The sequence below is a fragment of the Actinospineispora spinosispora DSM 44797 genome (genome assembly GCF_000429025.1).
GTDB lineage: Bacteria > Actinomycetota > Actinomycetes > Mycobacteriales > Pseudonocardiaceae > Pseudonocardia > Pseudonocardia spinosispora.
The window spans coordinates 202,948-225,457 of sequence record NZ_AUBB01000017.1; the positions used below are offsets into that span (position 1 = coordinate 202,948).

A 22,510-nucleotide genomic window follows, 5' to 3' on the forward strand; every position below is an offset into this window, starting at 1 on the left:
TCCCCTACACAGCGCGCCTCATACCTGGCCAACTGGAAGGAAATTCCGATGGTGCAGCTACTCGCCCAGGCTCCCGCCGAATCCGGCGGTGGGTTCAACATTCTGCAGAGCCTGCAGGCAGCATTCACGACATTCGTCAGCTATCTCCCGCAGATTCTCGGCGCCCTGGTCGTCCTGATCATCGGCTATATCATCGCCAAGATTCTCGACAAGGTCATCACCAAGCTTCTACAGCGCGCGAAGCTGGACAGCAGGCTGACCTCCGACACGGGCCCGAACTTCGTCCAGAAAGTGAGCCCCGGCGGTAGCCCTGCCCGTCTCGTGGGCGGCGTGGTCTTCTGGGTGATCATGGTCTTCGTGATCTCCTCGGCGATCGCCACGCTCAACATCCCGGCGCTCACCGGGTTCATGAACCTGGCGCTGAGCTATCTGCCGAACGTGATCGCGGCGCTGCTGATCTTCATCGTGGCGACCGCCGTCGCCGGCGCGATCGCCGGTCTGGCCCAGCGCACCATGGGTGACACTCCCACCGGGCGGATCGTCGCCACCGGCGCGCCCGCGCTGGTCATGGCCATCGCCGTGTTCATGATCCTGACCCAGCTGGGCATCGCCCCGGTCATCGTCACCGCCACCTACATCGCCCTGATCGGCGCGATCGCACTCGGCTCGGCACTCGCCTTCGGTCTGGGAGGCCGGGACGCCGCCGCCGACATGATCAACACCGGCTATCGGAAGGCGCAGGAGCAGTCCTCCACCCTGCGTCAGGACGCCCAGCTCGCCCGCGAGCGGGGTCAGCGCGATGCGCAACTTGCGCACGAGCGTGCCGCGGCCGACTCACGACTGTCCGACCAGGGCCGTGCCGACCCGCTCGCCACGGAACAGCCCACCACAGGCGGAACCATCTGACCAGCGGTCACCAGCTCGACCCGTCGCCGCCGGCATCCCTCTCGGATGCCGGCGGCGACGCTCGTGCTCAGGTGATCGACTCCCGTCCCGGGTGCTCCCGGCCGCCGGAGCCGCGATCCGGCGTCGGTAATATCGTGGCGTGGTCGGTGTGCCTGGGATCTTCATGGAATTCTCCGCACGGCGGTGGCTGAGCAGGTTGCAGCGAGAGGTGGGCCTGACCGGGCTCGCGGCGGCTGCCGCGCTGCCCGGGCTGTCGGCCATGGTCGACCAGCACGCCGCCGCGGTGCGCGACGCGACGACGTTCGGTCTCGAGGGAACCGCGGCCGTGGCCGGGCTCGTCCTGCTGGCGAACTACGGCCACGGTGTACTCGCCCACGCCCGCGAGCGCGGTTGGGCTCCCCCGCCGACGGACCCCACGGCGTGGCGGACGGCGGACTGGACGAGCCTGCGACTGGCCGCGGTCTGTCACCTCGCCGCGAAGTACGCGCCAGCACCTCGCAGACCCTGACGGGGCGCCGGCCGTTCGCGGTGGCGAACGTGCACGTCACGTTTACTCCGGTGTAACCACCCGGGGCGGGTAGCGATCCTACAGTCTGGCCATTCTCACCGAGATCGATCCATTCATCGGAACGGCCGCGACCAGCCTGCCTCCCGCGAGCGGTCTCGCGGCCACCTGGTGGCGTCCCAAACCGCAGGTCGGTAACACCCACCCCGGCGCGACCTCACCGCTGGGAATGGTGTCCGCTTGCGCCTACTCGGGCGCCTACCCGACCGGTTACGGGCGCTACGGCAAGAACACCGAGGGCGTGCCCGAGGCCATGTTCGAGAACTTGCGAGCGTCCGGTTTCACGCACTTCCAGCAATCGGGGACCGGCGCCATTCGCAAGTACTACAACTACGTCCGCGTCACGCCGATGGTGCAGCCGCTGGACGACCTGGGCACCACCTGGCAATTGCACGACGAGACCGCCTCGCCCGGTTATTACGCCACCACACTCGACCCCGGTATCCGCTGCGAGGTCACCGTCGGCGACAAGGTCGCCGTCCACCGCTACACGTTTCCGGAGACGCGCAGCGCCCGGGTCGTGGTCGACCTGTCCTGCGGTGGCCTCGCCATCGCGCACGGGCGGACGATCCCACTGCGCGCGTACGCGGAGAGCCTGGGCCACGGCCGCGCACAGGGCACGGTCGTCGTGGAAGGTGTGCCGCTGTCCGTGCACGTCGAGGTGCACGCCCCGGGCTGGCGCCAGATGCTGTGGCACGATCGCAGGCTCATCGAGGGTGGCACCCGGCTGGATTTCGACAGCATCCGCCAGACGACCCTGCGCGCGTTCGGGCTGCTGTTCATGGGACCGGCCCGCGCCGGCCGGACCATCGAGGTGCGCCTCGGCTTCTCGCTGCGCGGGTGTGATCAGGCCCGCGCGAACCTCGACCGCGAGTGCGGCGGCCCCACGACCGCGTTCGACGCGGTCCGGACAGCGACCACCGGGCGCTGGGCCGACCACGTCGATCGCGTCCAGGTCGACGGAGGAACACCGGCGCGGCGCCAGGTCATGGCCACCGCGCTCTACCACTCCCTGATCAAACCGTGCTTCGGTGACGATGAGAGCCCGTTCTGGCCGACACCCGGACCGTTCGCGTTCGACGTCTGCACGATGTGGGACATCTACAAGACCCAGCTGCCGCTGCTCATGGCGATCACGCCGGACCGGGCCGCCGACCTGCTCGAGTCGTTGATCCGGGTCTGTGAGGAGGAGGGCAACTTCCCGATCGGCTACCGCATGGCCCGAGGCGCCGACCGTTTCTTCAGACAGGCCAGCGCACTGGCGCACACCGCGTTGGCCGACGCGCGGTCGATCGGGCTGGGCGACCTGGACTGGAACTGGGCGCTCGTCCACATGGAGGACGACCTGCGCCGGCTCTACGGTGAGGACTTCATCGAGCACGGCGTCGTCCACCCGATCACCCACACGCTGGACCTCGCCTACGGACATCACTGCACGGCCCAGGTCGCGAGGGCGGTCGGCGACCGACGTCTCGCCGACGAGCTCGACGAGCGCGCCCGTCTGTGGGTCAACGCCTTCGACCCGTCGTCCGGGCTGCTGCGCGACTCGGAGTACTACGAGGGCGGCAAGTGGAACTACTCGTTCCGCCTGCTGCACGACATGCGGGCGCGCATCGCATTGGCCGGCGGTGACGACGCGTTCCTCGGCATGCTCGACGCGTTCTTCGGGTTCGGTGCCGGCGCGGTGACGCAACCGGGCCTCGCCCCGTCCACCGCGGAGATGGCCGCGGGCTATCGGCTCAACCGGTTCGAGGGCCTCAACAACGAGCCGGACATGGAAGCGCCGTGGGCCTACCACTACGCGGGCAGTCCACATCGCACGGCCGACGTCGTCCACGCGGCTCTGACCTGGCAGTTCGGCACGGGCAGAGGCGGCCTGCCGGGCAACGACGACTCGGGCGGGCTCAGTTCCTGGTACGTGTGGGCCTCACTGGGGCTCTTCCCGGTCGCCGGTCAGAGCCTGTTCCTGATCAATGCACCGGCGTTCTCCCGAGCCACCGTGCGCGTGCCGGGCGGCGAGTTCGTCATCGAGTGCACCGGCCACCGTGAGGACCCGATCGGAGCCGACGGCATTGAACGGACCCCGGCCACGCAGTACGTCCAGTCGGCGACGCTCGACGGCCACCGGCTGGACAGGACCCACCTCAGCGCGTGCGACCTGCACCGCGGCGGGGTCCTCCGGCTGGAGCTCGGCCCCACCCCGTCCCGGTGGGGTTGTCTCACCCGCCCACCCTCGCTGTCCGACGCACATCCGGGAGGTCCGACGACATGAGCTGTCCCGACCGCCGACTCGTCATCGTGGTGCGCGCCGACCCGGTCATCTGCGGCCACTCGGGAGAAGCACGCAATCTGGCCGAGGTCGCCGTGACGCGAGGCTTCGCCGACGTCCGGCTGCTGACCTGGCCGATCCCGGTGCTGGAAGCGGCCGGACTGCCACTGAAACCGCTCGACCGCATCCAGCCCTACAGCGACGGGATCAGCGTCGAGCGCCCCGACCCGGTCGGGGACTACCGGGTTCCGGACGGACGTCACGTCGCGGGGCTCACCGGACGGCTCGTCGAGCTGCTCGCCGAGCCGGTACCCACGACCTGCCTGTCGATGTACCTCACGCCACACGCGAACGTGGTCATCGACGCCGTCCGGGCCGCCGAGGCCGCCGGCTTCGGTACGGACGTCCACACGATCGCCAAGGCGGTCGGTTCCGACGTCACGAACGTCATCCGCTCCTGCCTGCGGACCGGCCGGTTCGGAGCCGCCGTTGCGACCCTGACCACCTACCTCGCGCACGACGAGGTGGTCGCCGTGTCCGAGTACACCCGTGACGAGATCGTCGGTGCCGCCGAGGCCGTCGACCGCCGTCTGGGTACGCGGTTCGCCGAGCAGTGCCGGCGCAGGGTGACGGTCAGCTACCCGCCGATCGACACCTCGGCCTATCTCGATCCCGACCCGTCGGCGGTCGACGCGACCCTGGCCCGGCGCGGCCTGGTCCGCGACGGGTACGTGCTGTTCCTGTCCAGGGTGACCCGCGCCAAGGGGGTCCACGACCTCGTCCGGGCGTACCGTGCGTCCGCATCCCGGAACCGGGTGAAGCTGGTCCTCGCCGGTCGGGGTCCGGCGCTGGCGGAGGTGCGCGAGCTGGCTGGTGCCGATGACCGGATCCTGTTCCTCACCGACGTCGACGACGACGAGAAACCGCTGTTGATGCATGGCTGTGCCGCCTACGCGCTGCCGACCAAACCCGAGCCGGACTTCGTCGAGACGTTCGGCATCGCGCTGACCGAGACGATGCTTGCCGGCGGCGGACCGGTCATCACCACGCTGACCGGCGGTACCGGTGAGGCTGTCGGTGACACGGCGGTCATCGTGGAGGCGGGCAATGTCGCGGCACTCACCTCCGCGCTCGACCACGTGATCCTGGAGATGACGGCCATCGAACGGCGTGCGGCCGCCGATCGGGGGCGGGAGTACGCGCTCGCGTTCGACCGAGGCCGAATCTTCGACGATCTCTTCCGTGCACGGGCACACGCCCCCGCCACGGTCACCACCCTGCACCCGCATCAGGAGCCCACCGCGGACGCGGGCTGAGTTCAGTCTCGCTGGTCACTTCAGTACGAGTTCGCGGAACGCCCGAAAAGCCCGGCCCGCGAGCGTGCTGGTGTCGGTGTTCCGCGTCTCGGTCGGTTGCGCGAGCCGAGCGGAACGGCGATAGTTAGATCGACCAATCGGTCTACTTCGTTGTCGGAGGGACATTCTCGTGGCTGCCACGCGCGGACCGGGTCCGAGAGAGCGGCTGCTCGCCGCCGCGACGACCCTCAGCTACCGGCACGGCGTGTCGGTCGGGCTCGATGCGCTGCTGAGCGAGGCGAGCGTCGCGCGCCGCTCGCTGTACCAGCACTTCGGCGGCAAGGACAACCTGATCGCCGAGGTGCTGAGCGAAGCGGGAGCGGCGGACCGCGAGCTGCTCGCCGATCGGATGGAACGGGCCGGAGAACGTGGTGCGGCCCGGGTGCGCGCGGTACTGGAGTTCTTCCTGGACCGCGCCGAGGCACCCACCTTCCGGGGGTGCCGCTACGCGGCGGCCGACCTCGGGCTGCCGGACCCTCGGCACCCCGCGCACCAGCACACGCTCGCCCACTACGACCACGTCCACGGCCTGCTCGCCGCCGAGCTCACCGCGCTCGGACATCGCGACGCCGAGGGCGCCGCGGATCGGCTCCAACTCATCATCGACGGCGCGCTCGTGCAGCGCGGCACCCGCCCCGCACCGGGGTCCGCCGTCGCCGCGCGCGCTCTGTTCGATGCCGTTCTCGCTGAGATTCCGCACACCGACCGGGAGGAAGCCCCCGATGTCCACTCATGATCCAGTCCTCATCACCGGCGCGGGCGGCGTCGTGGGCCGTGCGGTCCTCGACCTGCTGACCTCGGACGGCATACCCGTCCGCGCCCTCGTCCGCCGGGACGACGAGCGTGCCGACGCACTGCGCGCGGCGGGCGTCGAGGTGGTGATCGGAGACCTGACCCGGCCGGAGAACGTCGCCGAGGCCCTCGACGGCGTTCGCCGCATGTACTTCGGGATGAGCGTCTCCCCCGACCATCTCATGGCGACGACCGTGCTCGCGACCGTCGCGCGTGAGCACGGGACGCTCGACGGGCTCGTGGACATGTCCCAGATGACCGTGTCGCAGATGACCGCGACGAGCACCACGGAGTCGCGGCAGCAGCGGTTGCACTGGCTCGCCGAGCACGTGCTGGACTGGTCCGGGCTCCCGGTCATCCACGTCCGGCCGACCATGTTCCTGGACAACCCGCTGTTCACCACGCTGGCTGCCGGGTCGATCCGGAAGAACGGCACGCTCGCGCTGCCGTTCGGCTCCGGACGCACCTCCCCGGTCGCGGCGCAGGACGTCGCGCGGGTGGTCGCCACCATCCTGCGCGACCCGGCCCCGCACGTCGGCCACATCTACGAGCTGACCGGGCCGAGTGCTCTCGACATGCACGCCGCCGCGGAGCAGTTCTCCCGGGCGTTGGGTCGCCCGGTGGACTATGTGGACGTTCCGCTCGACCAGTGGACGGCCGAGGTGCTCGGCGCGGCCGGTCTGCCCCCACACACCGAACAGCACATCGCCACCATGGCGCGAATGCATCGGGAGAATCGCTACGACCGCACCTCGCCGGACGTCGAGCGGGTCACCGGTGAACCCGCGCAGAGCATCGAGTCGTACGTGGCCGCACGCAAGGACTTCTACCTGGGATAGGTGAAATCCGGAAACCGCGGTAAAGGGCACCCCCTGACGATCCGGTATCGAGAACTCACCCGGTAGCTGCCTTCAGCGCACCCGAAAGCGTGACCTGACGTGCACCCGAACAGGCGGATATCGAGATGCATGAATGCGCACTCGACAACTTTGGGGTTGTTTTCCGCGCATTCTCAGGCTGATCGACGGCGCCGCACAACACGTCGGCTAAGCTCGAGAAATCAACGAGTTGGCGGGTGGTTAAAGAATGTCGGTTGGCGACTTAGCGGCACGGACTGCCGGCCTGATTGTCACGGGTTTGACCGGCGCGGCCGCGTACGACGGTCTCAAACGGCTGGCCCGCGGCCGGACGGTTCGCACGATCGCGGTCAGTGCGACGGCGGCCGGCCTGCGTGGGGTGAGGGCGGCCGAGGTCGGCGCCGAGCGCGCGCGTCTCACCGCGGCCGACATCGTCAGCGAGGCCCGGGAGCGCATCGGCGAGCAGTCGCCACCGCCAGGAGCGACGACGAACTCCCACACGCACGACCACTGAGCGCTGTGGAGCGCGTGAGCAGCATCGAGATCCGAACGGTCTCCGACGCGGCCGGCCGCGTCCGGTTCGCCGCCCCGGCCCTCGTCGGACGGTCCGCACTCGCCGTCGCGGTGGAGGATTCGGTCGACGCGGTCGTCGGTGTGCGTCAGGTCCATGCCTATCCGCGATCCGGATCGGTGGTCGTCTGGTACGACGCCGAACGGCACAACAGGACCGAGCTGACCGAGGCGATCGAGAAAGGTCTCGGCGCCGACGACGAGGCCACCGCCGACCGCACGCCTCGGTCGGCGGAGGTGCGCAGCCGGGACCTGGTCCGACTGGTCGTCGGTGGCGCCGCCCTCGCGGTACTCGGAGTGCGCCGCTACGGGCTGCGCAGGCCCCCGCTGCTCGGACCCACCAGCCGGACGGTCGCGACCGGTGTCACGATCTTCACCGGCTATCCGTTCCTGCGTGGAGCGTTCCGGTCGCTGGCCGGCGGCCGGGGCGCCGGCACCGACGCGTTGGTGTCCGCTGCCACCGTCGCCAGCCTCGTGCTGCGCGAGAACGTCGTCGCACTGACCGTCCTCTGGCTGCTCAACATCGGCGAGTACCTCCAGGAGCTCACCCTGCGCCGGTCCCGGCGGGCGATCTCCGAGCTGCTCACCGGCACACACACGACCGTGTGGAGCCGGATCCGCCAGGACGACGGCTCGTTCGTCGAGGTCGAGGTCCCGATCGACTCGCTGCTGCTCCAGGACGAGGTCGTCCTGTACGAGCACGTCGTCCTCCCGGTGGACGGGGTGGTGATCGAGGGCGACGGGGTCATCGACCAGGCCGCCATCACCGGCGAGACGCTGCCGGTCTCGGTCGGGGTGGGCTCGCCGCTGCACGCGGGTTCGGTGCTGCTGCGCGGCCGTCTCGTGGTCCGTGCCACCGCGGTCGGTCACGACACCGCGATCGGCCGCATCATCAGCAGGGTCGAGCAGGCCCAGGAGGACAGGGCGCCGATCCAGACCGTCGGGGAGAACTTCTCCCGCCGGTTCGTGCCGACCTCGTTCGCGCTGGCCGCGGCCACTCTGCTGATCACCAGGGACGTGCGGCGCGCGATGACGATGCTGCTCGTCGCATGCCCGTGCGCGGTGGGGTTGTCCACTCCGACCGCGATCAGCGCCGCGATCGGCAACGGGGCCCGCCGGGGCATCCTGATCAAGGGCGGGGCGCACCTCGAAGCGGCGGGCCGGGTCGACGCGATCGTGTTCGACAAGACGGGCACGCTGACCCTGGGCCGGCCGGTCGTGACGAACGTGGTGTCCTTCAGCGACGACTGGACCCCGGAACAGGTGCTCGCCTACGCGGCCAGCTCGGAGGTCCACTCCCGGCACCCGCTCGCCCAGGCGGTGATCCGGTCGACCGAGGAACGCCACATCGCGATTCCGCCACACGAGGAGTGCGAGGTACTGCTCGGCCAGGGTATGCGGGTCCAGCAGGACGGTCGCACACTCTTGATCGGCTCCCGCGCTCTGTTGCGTGAGCAGAAGGTCCCGGTGAGCCGGCAGGCGCACACCTGGGTGCGGCGCCTGCAACGAGCCGCCGAGACACCGCTCCTGCTCGCGGTCGACGGCCGGTTGGTGGGCCTGGTGTCGCTGCGCGACACCGTCCGGCCGGAGTCCCGCGCGGTGCTCGACGCGCTCCGCGCCGACGGCGTCCGTCGCATCGTCCTGCTCACCGGCGACCACCCGGAGACCGCCGCCTCGGTCGCCGAGGAGCTGGGGATCGAGGAGTTCTACGCGCAGGTGCTGCCCGAACAGAAGCAGGACCTCATCCGGTCGCTGCAGGCGCAGGGTCACGTCGTCGCGATGGTCGGCGACGGGACCAACGACGCGCCCGCGCTGGCACTCGCGGACATCGGCATCGCGATGGGTGCGGGCGGCACCGACGTCGCGGTGGAGACCGCCGACGTGGCGCTCGCCGGCGACGACCTCGCCACCCTGCTGGAGCTCCGTGACCTGGGCAGACGATCGATCGGCCTGATCCGCCAGAACTACGGCCTCTCCATCACGGTGAACACGATCGGCCTGGCGGTGTCGGCGGGTGGCGCCCTGTCCCCCGTGGTCGCGGCGATCCTGCACAACGCGTCCTCGGTGGCGGTGGTGGCGAACAGCTCACGCCTGATCCGCTACCGCCTCGGCGGCCCACCCCGCTCAGGCCGTCGGCACACCCCTCACACGGACTGAGTACACGCCACACCGAGCCCGACTTCGCGGAACGAGATCACGCGCGACAACCTGAAATGACAATGGTTATCATTTCAGACATGTCGTCTGTCGATCGTGTTCCCGTCACCGTTCTGTCCGGCTTCCTCGGATCGGGCAAGACCACGTTGCTCAACCACATCCTGGGCAACCGCGAGGGGCGCAAGGTGGCGGTCATCGTGAACGACATGAGCGAGGTCAACATCGACGCGGCGCTCGTCGCCGGCCAGGCCAGCCTGGACCGGACCGAGGAGAAGCTCGTCGAGCTGAGCAACGGGTGCATCTGCTGCACGCTGCGGGAGGACCTTCTCAGCACGGTCGGGGCACTGGCCAGGGAAGGCACCTTCGACACGATCCTCATCGAGTCCAGCGGTATCTCCGAACCGATGCCGGTCGCCGCGACCTTCGACTGGACCTTCCCCGACGACACGAGCCTGTCCGACCACGCACGGCTCGACACCATGGTCACCGTCGTCGACGCGGCGGGTTTCCTGGCCGAGCTGCGGCGCGGCGAGCGACTGGAAGAGCGTGACCTGCAGGCCGCCGACGGGGACGAACGCGCCATCTCGGACCTCCTCGTCGACCAGGTCGAGTTCGCGGACGTTCTCGTGCTCAACAAGACCGATCTCGTCTCGGCCGCGCAGCTCGGCACGGTCGAGGCGGTGCTGCGCAGGCTCAACCCCAGCGCGCACCTCGTCCATGCCCGCCACGGCGTCGTCGATCTCGACCACGTCCTCGACACCCATCGCTACGACCCGCTCACCGCACAGCTCACGCCCGGCTGGGCAGCCGAGGTCGCGGGCAGCCACACCCCGGAGACCGAGGAGTACGGCATCCGGTCGGTCGTGTACCGGGCGAGCCGGCCGTTCCATCCCGCCCGCCTGCTCGATGCGTTGCGGGACTGGGAGGGTGTGCTGCGAAGCAAGGGATTCTGCCGGATCGCGACCCGCCCCGACGTGGTCGCCGTGTGGTCCCAGGCGGGCCCGAACCTCACGATCGAACCGGGCGAGCTCATCCCCGACCTCGATCGGGCCCCCGGCCACGAGCTGGTGTTCATCGGTGTCGACCTGGATCCCGAGGAGCCCAGACATCGTCTCGACCAGGCTCTGCTCACCGACGCGGAGCTGATCGCCGGACCGGACACCTGGCGGAGCCTCCCCGACCCACTGCCGGAGTGGGACCTGGCGCACCACGGCTAGTGTCGCGCACGTCGTGCGAAGTCGGCCGATCATCGGGAGACTGAAGCATGCGCCTCCTACGACGGCCGAGGGTCGTGTTCGGCCTGGCCGTCCTGATGACCGTCAGCGCGGCCTGTGCATCCGGGCCCAGCGCCCCCGCTGCGGCCGCGGCCGAAACGAACGGCTTGGTGCCCGCGACGGTCGCGGTGCCTGCCCGGCTGGCGGCCTCACCGTTCGACGAGCCACGCCAGGCACTGGTCCCACCGTCGTGGACGATCTCGGTATGGGCCCGGGTTCCGGGCGCTCGCCTGGCCGTTTGGGCACCGGACGGAGCGCTGCTGGTCTCCCGGCCGGGCGCCGGCGAGGTGGTCCGGCTCGTACCGGACGGCGCGGCAGGCGTCACCTCGTCGCCGCTGCTCACCGGCCTCACGCAGCCGCACGGACTGGCCTTCGACGGCGACACCCTCTACGTCGCGGAGAGCGACCAGCTCGATGCCTACACCTACCTGAACGGAGCCGCGTCGGCTCGCCGGACCGTCGTGGCCGGGCTGCCCGACGCGAAGAGCTCCGAGCTGGGCGGAAGCTACGCGCACGCGTTGAAGAGCGTCGCGGTCGGCCCGGACCGGTCGATCTACTACTCCATCGGCTCCACCGGCAACATCTCGGCGAACGACCGCGAGGCCGTCCCGCAGCGCGCGAGCATCATGCGGATCCTTCCGGGCGGTTCGGCCCCGGAGGTGTTCGCCCGGGGTGTCCGCAACGGCACCGGCCTCGCGATCGCGCCGGACGGTGTGCCGTGGACGGCGGTCAACAACCGCGACAACATCGCCTTCCCGCACGACCGGAGCTTCTCCGGCGGGTCCGGCTCCGACCGGGGCCGGGTCATCCCGGCCTACGTCACCGACCACCCTGGCGAGGAGCTGGCCAGGCTGACTCCTGGCCGCGACCTGGGCTGGCCCTACTGCAACCCGGACCAGGACCCGACGCAGGCGGGATCACCGCCGGACTTCAGCTCACCGCCGTTCGTTCGTGACGTCGAGACCAACCCGGACGGCGACAAACTGGACTGCGCCGCGCTCGCCCCGATCGAGCAGACCTTCGGGGCGCACTCGGCGCCGCTCGGGATGAGCGTCGTGACGTCGGGACTGCCCGCTCCGTACGCGCAGGGTGCGCTGGTCGGCATCCACGGCTCCTGGAACGCGACCCCGCCGAGGGCACCCGAGGTGTCCTTCTTCCCGTGGGTGAACGGGACCTTCGACACCCAGCGCACGCTGGTCGGCGGCTTCCAGGCCGCCGACGGCTCCCGCTGGGGTCGCCCCGTCGCCGCGGTACAGGGCCCCGACCATGCCATCTACATCACCGATGACAGTGCCGGGGCCGTGTACCGGCTGTCGCCGCCCGCCTGAGCTAGTGTCCCGCCGGCCCGCCTTCTGGCGCGGCGGCGGCTCGCGGTGCTCCCGCCGTCGACGCACGCTCGTCACCGTCGGCGGTGAGCTCGCGCATCTCGCCGCGCAGGATCCGGGTCGACTGGCCGACCGATCGGGCGAGGTCGGGGAGCTTCCTCGCGCCGAACAGCACGAGGAAGACACCCACCACGATCAGCCAGTGGGTGGGGCTCATCGCGCCCATCGCACGCTCCCGTCACGCACCGGGCCGGTGCAGGTCACTGCAGCGGGCCGTTCTTCGCCAGCCCGCCGAGCGGACCCTCGACGAAACGTGAGTCGGGATCCACGAACTCGGTCTCGGTGCCGTTGGCCCCGTTCGGGCGGTTGTCCCCGTTGGCGGCGTCGCCGAACGAGTCGGCCGAGCTACCCAGGGTCGAGGTGCCGGCGTCGGCACCCTGCGTGGGGCTCTGGGTGCTGGGGTAGCCCTCGGTCGGGTCGTCCTTGTCGTCGGCCTGGGCGATACCGGCCCCGACGAGCAACAACGCCGCGCCGACCAGGGCGATCGTGGCGATCCTGCGCATGTTCATGGTGAGGTCCTTCTCGGTGGTGGGATGGGTCTGTTCGGGTACGGCCAGGTCACATGTGCTCGGCGCCGGCCTTGATCGCCTCGCGGATGCGGTTGTAGGTGCCGCAGCGGCAGATGTTGCGGATCTCCTCGAATGCCGAGTCGTCGACGTCCCGGCCCTCGTCACGACACTGCTTGACCTTCGCCACGGCGGCCATGATCTGGCCCGGCTGGCAGTAGCCACACTGTGCGACGTCGTGGTCGATCCAGGCCTGCTGCATCGGGTGCAGATCACCCTCGGCGGTGTCGGCGAGGCCCTCGATCGTGGTGACCTCGTCGTTGTCCTCGATGTCCGCGACACGAACCGAGCACGGGTTGAACGCCTTGCCGTTGATGTGGCTGGTACAGGCTTTGCACACGTTGATGCCGCAGCCGTACTTCGGCCCGGTCACCCCGAGCAGGTCCCGGATCACCCAGAGCAGGCGCACGTCGTCGTCGGCATCGACGGTCACGGACTTACCGTTGAGTTTGAAGGTCTGCGTTGGCATGGGCTGACTCCTCTAGTACGTGGTGCTCAGACCGTTGGTCGGCGACGGCGGGATCGGCGGGACGGTCGGGTACGGGTCGAACGGCAGCGGGTCCTTGTGGTTGACCGGGAAGTACTCGGGCACCTTCCCGGTCGCTCTCGCGTAGGCGCAGGCGATCGCCCCGCACGTGGCGGCCACACCGAACTCCCCGACGCCGCCCGGCTCCGGGGACTCGGAGTCCTCGATGACGACGATGTTCAGCTCGGGCGGGGTGTTCCACTGGCGGGTGTAGAAGTAGTTGTCCCAGCTCGCCTCGAGAAAGTGGCCGTCGTCGAGGTGCAGGCTCGAGGTCAGCGTCATGGCCAGCGCGTCGTTGATCCCGCCCATCATCTGCGCCTCGACACCGCGCGGGTTGATCACGAGCCCGATGTCGACCACGTAGGTCACCTTGGTGACCCGCGCCCCGGTGCGGGCCTGCCGGATCTTGCGGTCCAGGGTCTCCGGCCGGCAGTCGATCTCGACCACGCATGCCGCGACACCCTTGTACTCGACGTGCATGGCGATGCCCTGCGCGGTGCCGTCCTCCATCGATCTGCCCCAGTCGGCCTCCTTGGCCGCCCGGTCCAGGACCTTGCGCCAGCGGTCCAGCTTGGTCGACTCGGCGCGGAACTTGTACGGATCCTTGCCCATCTTGGCGGCGATCTGGTCGACCATCAGCTCGCGCGCGGTGGCGACGTCCGGTGAGTAGATGTTGCGGGTCGCGGAGGTGTTGAACCGCATGTCGACCTCGTTGAGCAGCCGGGTCGAGTTGCCGAAGTTGTACGGCGTCACCTGGGTCAGCTCCCAGATGATCTCCGAGACCGACAGGTTCCCGCCGGGTGCCTTGTTGGCGGCCGCCGTGATCGGCTCGGACAGACCGGGGTTGACCTCGGTCGCCACGCTGGTGTGCCGCAGCTCGAAGCTCAGCACCGAGTCGCCCTCGACGACCGCACGCACCCGCGAGGTCGCCATCGGGTGGGTACGGCCCTGGCGCGCGTCGTCGGCCCTGGTCCACATCAGCTTGACCGGCTTGCCGAACACCTTCGACACCTCCGCGGCCTCCAGCGCGGCGTCGAAGAACAGCTTGCGGCCGAACGACCCACCACCCTCGATGACGTGGAACGTCACCGCGTTCTGCGGCAACCCGAGGATCTTGGCGATCTCGCCCTGCGCGGCGATCGGGCTCTTGCTCGCGCCCCAGATCTCCGCGCGGTCCTTGCGGACGTCGGCGATCGCACAGTTGGTCTCCAGCGGGCTTCCACTGCGGAAGTAGAAGGTGAACTCGCCTTCCACAGCGTCGCCGCCGACCTTCGGCGCGATCAGCGGGAGCTCCGCCTTGCGCAGCTTGCGCAGGACCGACTCGTCGTTCTCGCCCGCGACCGTGCCTCGGTTCCAGCGGACCTTGAGCGCATTGACCGCATCGATGCACTGCCCGAAGGTCTCCGCCCGCACCGCGTATCCGGTGCCGACCTTCGCCACGTCGGTGACGCCCGGCATCGAACGCACCTCGTCGAGGTTGTCGGCGCTCTTCGGGAACCCGTTGAGGTCAGGCGCGCGGCAGATGACCGTGGGCAGCGCGTCCGGCACCTTCAGGTCGGTGGTGAACTTCTTCTTGCCGGTGACGATCGCGCGAGCATCGGTCTTGTTGTGCGGCTTGCCGATGATGGTGAACTTCTCGCGGTCCTTCAGCACCACCTCGGCGGCCTTGGTGACCGGGCTGGCGGCCTTCTCGGTCAGCTCACCGAACGGCAGCGACTTGCCGTTGTTGCCGATGATCAGCCCTTTTCGGCTGGTCAGTACGGCCTTCTCCTGACCGAGCTGAGCGGCGGCGGCGCTCAGCAGACGACCCTGCGCCAGCGCGGCGGCGACCCGGATCGGGGTGTAGGTGGTGAAGGTGGCGCTCGAACCGCCGGTCAGCTGGTTGAACACGAGCTCGGGCCGGGCGTCGGCGAGCGTGACGTGCACCTGGTCGACGTCGAGACCCATCTCCTCGGCGATGATCATCTGGGTCGAGGTGATGGTGCCCTGGCCGTTGTCCGACCTGGGCAGCGCGAAGGCCACCGTGCCGTCCCGCTTGACCTCGATCTTGATCAGGTTGGCGGTGGGCCGGGCACTGTCCCGCAGCGCGTCCAGGAGGTCGTAGAACTCCGGGGTCTGGGGTGGCGACGGAATCTTCGGCAGCAGCGACGTCGCATCGGCCCAGGCGGGAGCCGTGTTGAACAGCGTGCTGCGCCCCAGTTCCGCGGCGACCACGAGGGTGGGCGCCGCGACCAGGTAGCCGAGGAACCGCCTGCGGCCGACGCTGCGGGGTGCGCTGTCAGTGGTGGTGGTGCGGTCCGGGCGCGGACGAGTGGTCGCGCGATGAGAAGGCATCGTTGTCCTCTCCTGTGGAGACAGGATCCGATGCCGACCGACAACCGCGGCGATTCACGCCGTGACCTCGTCGTTCGATGGACACCGGTGTCCCTTCGACGGCCGCGGCAAACGGGGGAGCATCCGCGGTCGATGTGAATGTCTCCTTAAACGACGTCGATCAGCAGAGGTTCTGTAGAAAGATGACCGCGTAAGAGTGAGACACCTCTCACGTTCGAGTGATTTGCGGCACAATCAGTAGTCATTTCCGAACCTGAGGGGTTCATGAGTCCGAACAGCCGCGGACGCGGAAGTAGGCGCGAGCCTCGAACCACCCTTCCCGAGACCCGAAAGCACGCTCGGACCTCCCGGACACCGGCTCAGCGGCGGTGCTGGACAGTACTGTCAAAGATGGAGCGGAGGTCCGGGATGGCGGGAGTACGTCAGTTCGATGAAGCGGCGGCGCTCGGTCGCGCACTAGAGGTGTTCACGAGCCGGGGGTTCCGCGCGACGTCCATGCTCGACCTGGCGGCGGGCACCGGCGTGCAGCGTGGCTCGCTCTACCACGCCTACGGCGGCAAGGAGGAGATCTTCCTCCGGGTCTTCCGGGCCTACGCCCAGCGGTTCCTCGACGACGCCGCCGAGGCGCTCGCCCGCCCGGACACGTCCTCGGCACTGCTGAGCTTCTTCGATTACTGCATCGGGGCCATCACGCGAGGGACGCCGAGCCACGGTTGCCTGTCGACCCGGACCGCGCTCGACGCGAGCCGGGACGCACCTCGCATCGACACCGCGGTGCGTGAGCTGCTCGACGGCCTTGAGACGGTCGTGCACGACGGACTCACCGCGATCAAGGACGGTCGAGGCCTGACCGTGGAGCCGCGAGCCGCCGCGCGTCTTGTCGTGACCACGACCCGAGGGCTCGCAGTGATGGAGCGCGCGGGATTCGATCCCGATCAGCTCCGGGACATCGCGGCCACCCAGGTCAGCTCGCTGGTCGCCCAGCCGCGGTGAGCCGGCCGTAAAGCTCCCAGGATGCCCGTTCGACCCAGTTGTGCAGGAGCTTGCCGTCCTCCCGCACTGCCCACACGGCGGTTCCGGTGAACGACAGCGGCTGACCGTCCGGCACGGTGCCCAGTATCCCGTTGTTCCTTCCGCGCACCCGCCAGCGGGATGCGACCCGGCTGCCGTCGTGGTTCTGGAAGGTCTCGACGACCTCGAGCTCGAGGTCGTCGATCGTGGCGAGGAACGCGGCGACCCAGGCCTTGAAGTTCTCCCTGCCCTCGACCCGCTCTCCCCCCGAGGTGATCACGAAATCGTCGACGACGAAGTCGTCCACCCGCTCGGGGTCACGCCCGTTCCACACCGCATCCCAGAACGCCTCCACGATCTCGACCGAGCTCGGACGCTCCACCACGACCTCCACAGCTATGTTTGACACTGGTGTCAAACATAAGTCGGCTGACGTGCCTCGGCAACCGGGTGCGCTCAGGAGCACACTCCCCCGAGGCGAGTCCTCCGTGCGCTTCTCCTCGCGATGGGATAGTCCTGACCGGTGACAACCTCAGTGGTCGTGGCCGAGATGCTTCGCGGCGGCGTCGTGGAGAGCCGTCATCACGGCTCGGCGGTGGTGACCGCACCGGACGGCACCGTCGAATGGTCGACCGGCCCCGTTGCGCGGCCGATGTTCCCCCGGTCGGCGAACAAGCCCATGCAGGCGCTCGGGATGCTCCGATCCGGCTTGCGCCTGGACGGCGAGCTACTGGCATTGGCCGCGGGCTCACATTCCGGGGAGTCCATCCACGTCGAAGGAGTCCGGCGCATCCTCGGCGACGCCGGTCTGGACGAGACCGCGCTGCGCAACCCGCGTGCCTACCCGTTCGACCCACGCGCCCGCAAGGCGTGGATGCGCGCGGGCCTGCGGAAGAAGGCCGTGACGATGGGCTGCTCGGGGAAGCACGCGGCCATGCTCGCCACGTGCGTGACGAACGACTGGCCGATCCAGGGCTATCTCGCTCCGGACCACCCCCTCCAGCTGGCGATCCGCGCGGCCGTGCAGGACTTCGCTCACGAACAGGTCGCCGCGGTCACCGTGGACGGCTGCGGGGCCCCGCTGCTGGCGGTGAGCCTGACCGGGCTCGCGCGCGCGTTCGGCCGTTTCGCGTCGGCACCGCCCGGGACCGACGAAGGCCGGATCGCCAGGGCGTTCCGGGAGCATCCGCACTACGTGAGCGGTACCAGGCGGACCTCGGCGAAACTCATCCGGTCCACGCCCGGCCTGTTCTGCAAGACCGGCGCCGAGGGGGTCGTCGCCGCCGGCCTTCCGGACGGGCGGGGCATCGCGGTCAAGATCGACGACGGCAACTCGCGGGCGCACCTGGTCGTCCTCGCCGCGGTGCTGCAACGCCTCGGCGTCGACAACGACGTCATCCGGGCGCGCAGCGAACGCCCCGTGTACGGCGGCCGCACCCTGGTCGGCGTCCTGCGTCCCGCCGCGGACCTCATCGACACCCTGCCCGTTCCATGATCATCACCGCGTCAGGGCTGATTTCGCTCGGGAAATCAGCCCTGACGCGGTGATGATCATGGCGGGGTCCGCCGGCCGGCGATCCAGGTCGCTGTCACGGCGGGGATCGGGCCGGGGGTGACCGCGATCAGGTCGGCGGGGCTGCCCGGCCGGAGGGTGCCGGCGTCGAGGGCGATCGCCGCGGCCGGTCCCTCCGACATGAGTCGCACGGCCTCGGACAGACCACACACCGACGTGGCCGCCAGTGTGAGTGCCGCTCGCACCATCGAGCCGCTGTGGTAGTCCGACGCCAGCGCGTCGACCAGACCGGCACGGACGGCGTCACCGGCGGACAGACCTGCGAGGTGTGATCCGCCCCGCCAGGCGTTCGGTGCACCCATCACGACCGTCAGCCCGGAGCGGCGCGCGGCGCGGGCGGTGTCCAGGGTCAGGGGAAACTCGCTGATGACCGCACCCTCCGCCGCCGCGCGCTCCGCCGAGGCGGGTGAGTCGTCGTCGTGCGAGGCGAAGGGACACCCGTACTCGTGAGCGAGCCGGGCGACCGCGCCGGCCCGTTCATCCGCGGAGCTCCGCTGCGCGGGCAGCCAGGACAGCCACTCGTCGAGCGCACGATCGTCGGCTCCGGTCCGGTCACGCATCGCGTCCCGCCAGGTGTCGACGCGCGCGTACTGACGTCGGCCCGGTGTGTGGTCCATGGCGGAGACCAGGGCGATCCTCCGGCCGAAACGGTCGAGCAGCACACGGGCGTCGTCGAGACACCGGTCCGCGCCGACGTCGACCCGCAGGTGGACGGGCACCGTGAGCGGGAGGGCACCGTCGAGCTCTCGCAGGGTGCGCAAGACGTCCAGGGCCCGGCGCAGGCCGTTGGCGGGCTCGGGGCCCTCGCCGACCGCGACGCACAGGAACGGCCGGGTGATGCCGTGCCGGACGGCGTCGAGGGTGAAGTCGTACACCGCCACGTCGAGCGGGATCCGGGTCCCGGCCCTCGGGCTCTCGAAGCGGCCGAGGGAGTCGGCGTGCAGGTCCACCAGCCCCGGCCACAGCTGTGCCTCACCGAGGTCGATCCGCTCCGCGCCGGGCGGTGGTGTGTCCCCGACGGCGCTGACTCGATCTCCGTCGATCGTCACCCAGCCCCCGTCGGCATGGACGTCGGTACCGGTGACGACGGTCCGGGCCCGGATGCTGATCACGGGGTGATCGCCTGCCGGAGTACCTCCGGTGAGGAGCGCGCCGCCGCGAGTGCGGCGTCGATCCGGTCGAGGCGGTGCCCGCGTCCGACCAGCTCGGCGAACGGGTACCGGCCGTGGTGCTCGGCCAGGAACCGGACGCCGGCAACGAGGTCCTGGGCCCGGTAGTTGTGCACCCCGGCGATCGTGAGCAGCCCGCGCACGATCCGCTCCGGATCCACGGCGACCGGCCGTCCGGCCGACACCGAACCGGCGAGCACCGCGCGTCCACCCGTGCGCAGCGCGCGCACTGAGGTCTCGACGGCGTCCGGGCTACCGGACAGCTCCAGCGCCACGTCGAACGACTCGGTACCGCCGATCGACCCGGCGACCTCCGCCGCGCCGAACCGACGCGCCAGCGACCGCCGCCGTGCGTCCGGATCGACCACGACCACCTCCGCGTCCGCTTCGGCCGCCATCGCCGTCGCGGTCACGCCGAGCATGCCGGCTCCGCTGACCAGCACGCGCCGCCCGGCCAGCGGTCCCGCTGCCGCGAGGGTGCAGGCGACGGTCGCGGTGGCGCACGACGCCGGGCCGGCCACCGCGTCCGGAACCTGGGCCGGCATGCGCACGATCGCGGTGCCCGGCAGCAGTTCACAGTGCGTGGCGAACCCCCCGCTGAGCAACCATCCGTCGTCGATGCGCTCATGGCCGTACTTGCGCAGCCCCCGGCACTTCTGCCGGAGCCCCCGCTCGCACAGCGCGCAGCGGCCACACGACACGGTGACCGACCAGACGACCCGGTCACCGACCGCGAGCGGGGTCCCGTCGACCGCGAGCGAGGGCTCCTCGTCGCTGACCCCCACGACCGTCCCGACCTGCTCGTGGCCGAGCACACTGGGGCACGGTGAGACGCGATGCCCGAGCACCGTGTGCAGGTCGCTCCCGCAGACGGTGGCCAGGTCGACCGCCACCAGCACGTGCCCGGGACGCAGGGGCTCGGTCAGGGAGGTGCTGGCCACGCAGAACGGCCGCCCGACACCGTCCCAGCGCGCGTAGCGCGCGGTGATCGACCCGGTCACGCGGCGGCCCCTTGCCGGGTGTCGACGAACGGGTCGTCGTCCTCGGCGTCCAGCGCGAGGTCACGGGGCTCCCGGAGCAGCAGCGTCGTCGCGATGCCGAGCGCGAAACATCCACCGGCGATCAGGACCGTCGGGCGCAACCCCAACCCGGCGAGGGTCACCGGCGTGGTGAGTGCACCGGCGAACGCGCCGATCTTCGCGATCCCCGCGGACAGGCCGTGTGCCGTGCTCCGGATCGACGTCGGATAGCTCTCCGCCGCGAGCAGCATGGTGGTGAAATTCGGTCCGAGCGCGATGCCGAACAGCGACACCCCGAAGATCAGCGCGAACGGCACGACGGTCGCGGTCAGGCCGGGAATCGCCGCGATGGCGAGCATGGACAGCGCGCTGAGCCCGAATCCGAGAATCTGCAGGTGCTTGCGCGGCATCCGGTCGAGCAGTGCCAGCCCGACCAGCGCCGCGACGAGGCTGAAACAGATCACCAGGCACGTGTTGATCGCGATGTTGGCGAGCGTCCCGGTGTTCGGCGCGATGCTCGCGATGAGCAGCGGCTGACTGACCGAGTTGCCGTAGACCGCGACGTTGAAGAAGAACCAGCTACCCGCCGTGCCGGTCAGTGTGATGAGGAACGTGCGGTCGCGCAGCAGGGCGACGGGACGGTATCTCGTGGCTCGCGGAGTACTCGCGTCCGCGTCGACGCCGCGGCCCGAGAAGGATTCGAGGTCGCTCGCGGCACGGTGAGCGTCGCCGGTCACGGCGAGCGTCCAGCGCGGTGACTCCGGCATGTGCCTGCGGTTCCACAGCACGACCAGCGAGGGCAGTGCGCCCAACCCCAGTATGACGCGCCACGCGATGTCCTCGGGTGTCCCCAGGGCCAGCACCAGCAGCGCCACGACGTAGGCGGCGACCTGGCCGAGTACGTAGAACAGGAACGTCAGGCCGACCAGCCTGCCTCGGTTACGTCGGTTGGCGAACTCGGTCATGATCACTCCGGACGCCGGGTAGTCGCCCCCGATGCCGATACCGAGCACGAACCGGGCGATCAGCAGCCAGGTGAAGTCCGGGGCGAGGGCGGATCCGAGCGCACCGACGATCATGATCACGGCCTCGAGGCCGTAGACCTTACGGCGTCCGAGCAGGTCACCGAGCCTGCCGAACAGGATCGCGCCGATCGCCACCGCGAGCAGCGTCGAGCTGGTGACCAGCGCGACCTGCCCGGCGCTGAGCCCGAACTCCGGCTTGACCAGCAGCATGACGGTGCCGATCACGTTGAGGTCGTAGGAGTCGGTGAAGAAGCCGGCACCCGCTGTACAGGCCGCCTTGAGGTGGAACAGGCTCAACGGCGCCTCGTCGAGTGCCTTGCGTACCCCGGCCCGCGTCACGACCTCGCCCCGGTCACCGTGAGGTCCTGCCGCTCCAGGGCCTCGGGAAGGTCGGCGACGCTGTCCAGGACGTGCGTGTGCGGCACGGTGGCGAAGTCGCTCGCGGTGTGCGCGCCGGTGAGTACGCCGGCGATCACCGCGCAGCCGGCTCGGTGTCCCGAGAGGAGATCGCTGGTGGTGTCGCCGACGGTCGCGACCTCCTGGACCGACGTCGTGCCGGTGCGCAGCAGCGCGGTCAGCACCATGTCCGGGTAGGGGCGCCCACGACCGGCGTCGACCGGCGACAACGCGAGTGGGACGAGCTCACGCCATCCCAGCACGTCCAGGATGCGGTCGCGGGTCGCCGGGGAGAAGCCGGTGGTCAGCACGACCCGACGGCCGGCCGATCGCAGCTTCTCGATCACCTCGGCGGCGCCGGGCACCGGTCGGACCGCATCGATCGACTCCGCGTAGGCCGCTTCGAACGCCGAGTTCGCCTGCTGTGCCCGCGCCTCGTCGCCACCCAGGATCGCGCGGAACACCTCGATCTTCGACTGTCCCATCGTCTCGACCGCGTAACGCCTGCCGGCGGCGTACTCGGCGGAACCGGCGTCGAACCCCGCGTCGGAGAGCGCGGCGTCGAAGGCCGCCAGCACCGTGCCGGAGTCCTCCACCGTCGTGCCCGCCATGTCGAGGCACACGAGCCTGATCATGTCTTCCACCTCCTGAGCGCCACCGCACTCTCGGTGGCGTCGGCGGCCATCGTGCGACCAGCAGATGGCCGGTTCCCGGTGACTCGGTGTACCAGCCGTGAACAGCTCAGGGCGGCGCACTCGGGG

At 70.0% G+C, this 22,510-nt stretch carries 21 protein-coding genes; 12 read left to right on the plus strand and 9 right to left on the minus strand.

Annotated features, from left to right (window positions below; genetic code table 11):
• Positions 1 to 48 precede the first annotated feature (48 nt).
• The 10 genes from G406_RS45105 (at position 49) to G406_RS0107155 (ending at position 12,073) form a co-directional block, all read left to right on the plus strand.
• Positions 49 to 906: a mechanosensitive ion channel family protein gene (locus G406_RS45105; RefSeq protein WP_051341749.1), complete on the plus strand. Its 858-nt coding sequence runs from the start codon at positions 49 to 51 to the stop codon at positions 904 to 906.
• Between the two features lie 139 nt (positions 907 to 1,045).
• Positions 1,046 to 1,414 carry a DUF6401 family natural product biosynthesis protein gene (locus tag G406_RS0107115; RefSeq protein ID WP_028933311.1) on the plus strand — a complete coding sequence of 123 codons (369 nt, stop codon included), beginning with the start codon at positions 1,046 to 1,048 and terminating at the stop codon, positions 1,412 to 1,414.
• 115 nt (positions 1,415 to 1,529) lie between these two features.
• Positions 1,530 to 3,743: a glycoside hydrolase domain-containing protein gene (locus G406_RS45110; protein WP_281172406.1), complete on the plus strand. Its 2,214-nt coding sequence runs from the start codon at positions 1,530 to 1,532 to the stop codon at positions 3,741 to 3,743.
• Positions 3,740 to 5,056 (plus strand): glycosyltransferase, encoded by a 1,317-nt coding sequence (locus tag G406_RS45115; RefSeq protein WP_051341750.1) that lies wholly within the window; start codon positions 3,740 to 3,742, stop codon positions 5,054 to 5,056. The genes G406_RS45110 and G406_RS45115 overlap by 4 nt, the downstream gene beginning before the upstream one ends.
• Positions 5,057 to 5,225: 169 nt before the next feature.
• Entirely contained in the window at positions 5,226 to 5,831 is a 606-nt protein-coding gene (locus G406_RS45120; protein ID WP_051341751.1) for a TetR family transcriptional regulator, read from the plus strand.
• Positions 5,818 to 6,726: an NmrA family NAD(P)-binding protein gene (locus tag G406_RS0107135; protein WP_028933312.1), complete on the plus strand. Its 909-nt coding sequence runs from the start codon at positions 5,818 to 5,820 to the stop codon at positions 6,724 to 6,726. Before G406_RS45120 ends, G406_RS0107135 begins: the two co-directional genes overlap by 14 nt.
• 247 nt (positions 6,727 to 6,973) lie before the next feature.
• Positions 6,974 to 7,258, plus strand: coding sequence for a DUF1490 family protein (locus G406_RS0107140; protein WP_028933405.1), 285 nt, complete (start codon positions 6,974 to 6,976; stop codon positions 7,256 to 7,258).
• Positions 7,259 to 7,272: 14 nt separating this feature from the next.
• Positions 7,273 to 9,471, plus strand: a complete 2,199-nt coding sequence (locus G406_RS45125; protein WP_037075582.1) for a heavy metal translocating P-type ATPase — start codon at positions 7,273 to 7,275, stop codon at positions 9,469 to 9,471.
• Between the two features lie 80 nt (positions 9,472 to 9,551).
• On the plus strand, positions 9,552 to 10,688 hold the full coding sequence (locus tag G406_RS0107150; RefSeq protein WP_028933313.1) for a GTP-binding protein: 1,137 nt from the start codon (positions 9,552 to 9,554) through the stop codon (positions 10,686 to 10,688).
• 47 nt (positions 10,689 to 10,735) lie between these two features.
• Positions 10,736 to 12,073, plus strand: a complete 1,338-nt coding sequence (locus tag G406_RS0107155) for a PQQ-dependent sugar dehydrogenase (RefSeq protein ID WP_028933314.1) — start codon at positions 10,736 to 10,738, stop codon at positions 12,071 to 12,073.
• Between the two features lies 1 nt (position 12,074).
• On the opposite strand, the gene tatA is transcribed toward G406_RS0107155, so the two are convergent.
• The 4 genes from tatA to G406_RS0107175 are packed head-to-tail and all read right to left on the minus strand — an operon-like array spanning position 12,075 to position 15,556.
• A complete protein-coding gene (gene tatA / locus G406_RS0107160) occupies positions 12,075 to 12,287 on the minus strand; it encodes a Sec-independent protein translocase subunit TatA (RefSeq protein ID WP_245607038.1) in 213 nt (70 codons plus the stop codon).
• 43 nt (positions 12,288 to 12,330) lie between these two features.
• Positions 12,331 to 12,639: a hypothetical protein gene (locus G406_RS0107165; protein ID WP_028933316.1), complete on the minus strand. Its 309-nt coding sequence runs from the start codon at positions 12,637 to 12,639 to the stop codon at positions 12,331 to 12,333.
• 49 nt (positions 12,640 to 12,688) lie between these two features.
• The gene (locus G406_RS0107170; RefSeq protein ID WP_028933317.1) at positions 12,689 to 13,165 is read right to left on the minus strand and encodes a (2Fe-2S)-binding protein; all 477 of its coding nucleotides are present in this window, start codon (positions 13,163 to 13,165) and stop codon (positions 12,689 to 12,691) included.
• A 12-nt stretch (positions 13,166 to 13,177) separates the two neighbouring features.
• On the minus strand, positions 13,178 to 15,556 hold the full coding sequence (locus G406_RS0107175; RefSeq protein WP_028933318.1) for a xanthine dehydrogenase family protein molybdopterin-binding subunit: 2,379 nt from the start codon (positions 15,554 to 15,556) through the stop codon (positions 13,178 to 13,180).
• A gap of 408 nt (positions 15,557 to 15,964) precedes the next feature.
• On the opposite strand from G406_RS0107175, the gene G406_RS0107180 reads away from it, so the two are divergent.
• Positions 15,965 to 16,549 (plus strand): TetR/AcrR family transcriptional regulator, encoded by a 585-nt coding sequence (locus G406_RS0107180; RefSeq protein WP_028933319.1) that lies wholly within the window; start codon positions 15,965 to 15,967, stop codon positions 16,547 to 16,549.
• Here the strand turns inward: G406_RS0107180 and G406_RS0107185 are convergent.
• On the minus strand, positions 16,521 to 16,949 hold the full coding sequence (locus G406_RS0107185; RefSeq protein WP_084215846.1) for an ester cyclase: 429 nt from the start codon (positions 16,947 to 16,949) through the stop codon (positions 16,521 to 16,523). The two genes, G406_RS0107180 and G406_RS0107185, sit on opposite strands and share 29 nt — an antisense overlap.
• 141 nt (positions 16,950 to 17,090) lie before the next feature.
• Here G406_RS0107185 and G406_RS0107190 point away from each other — a divergent pair, with 141 nt between their 5' ends.
• Positions 17,091 to 18,062: an asparaginase gene (locus G406_RS0107190; protein WP_028933321.1), complete on the plus strand. Its 972-nt coding sequence runs from the start codon at positions 17,091 to 17,093 to the stop codon at positions 18,060 to 18,062.
• Positions 18,063 to 18,118: 56 nt separating this feature from the next.
• Here G406_RS0107190 and G406_RS0107195 read toward each other — a convergent pair whose 3' ends face one another.
• The 4 genes from G406_RS0107195 to G406_RS0107210 are packed head-to-tail and all read right to left on the minus strand — an operon-like array spanning position 18,119 to position 22,384.
• Positions 18,119 to 19,252: an alpha-D-ribose 1-methylphosphonate 5-triphosphate diphosphatase gene (locus tag G406_RS0107195; protein WP_028933322.1), complete on the minus strand. Its 1,134-nt coding sequence runs from the start codon at positions 19,250 to 19,252 to the stop codon at positions 18,119 to 18,121.
• The gene (locus G406_RS0107200; protein WP_028933323.1) at positions 19,249 to 20,310 is read right to left on the minus strand and encodes a zinc-binding dehydrogenase; all 1,062 of its coding nucleotides are present in this window, start codon (positions 20,308 to 20,310) and stop codon (positions 19,249 to 19,251) included. The genes G406_RS0107195 and G406_RS0107200 overlap by 4 nt, the downstream gene beginning before the upstream one ends.
• The gene (locus G406_RS45130; protein ID WP_051341752.1) at positions 20,307 to 21,692 is read right to left on the minus strand and encodes an MFS transporter; all 1,386 of its coding nucleotides are present in this window, start codon (positions 21,690 to 21,692) and stop codon (positions 20,307 to 20,309) included. Before G406_RS45130 ends, G406_RS0107200 begins: the two co-directional genes overlap by 4 nt.
• The gene (locus tag G406_RS0107210) at positions 21,689 to 22,384 is read right to left on the minus strand and encodes a phosphonatase-like hydrolase (RefSeq protein ID WP_028933324.1); all 696 of its coding nucleotides are present in this window, start codon (positions 22,382 to 22,384) and stop codon (positions 21,689 to 21,691) included. Before G406_RS0107210 ends, G406_RS45130 begins: the two co-directional genes overlap by 4 nt.
• Positions 22,385 to 22,510: the final 126 nt, after the last annotated feature.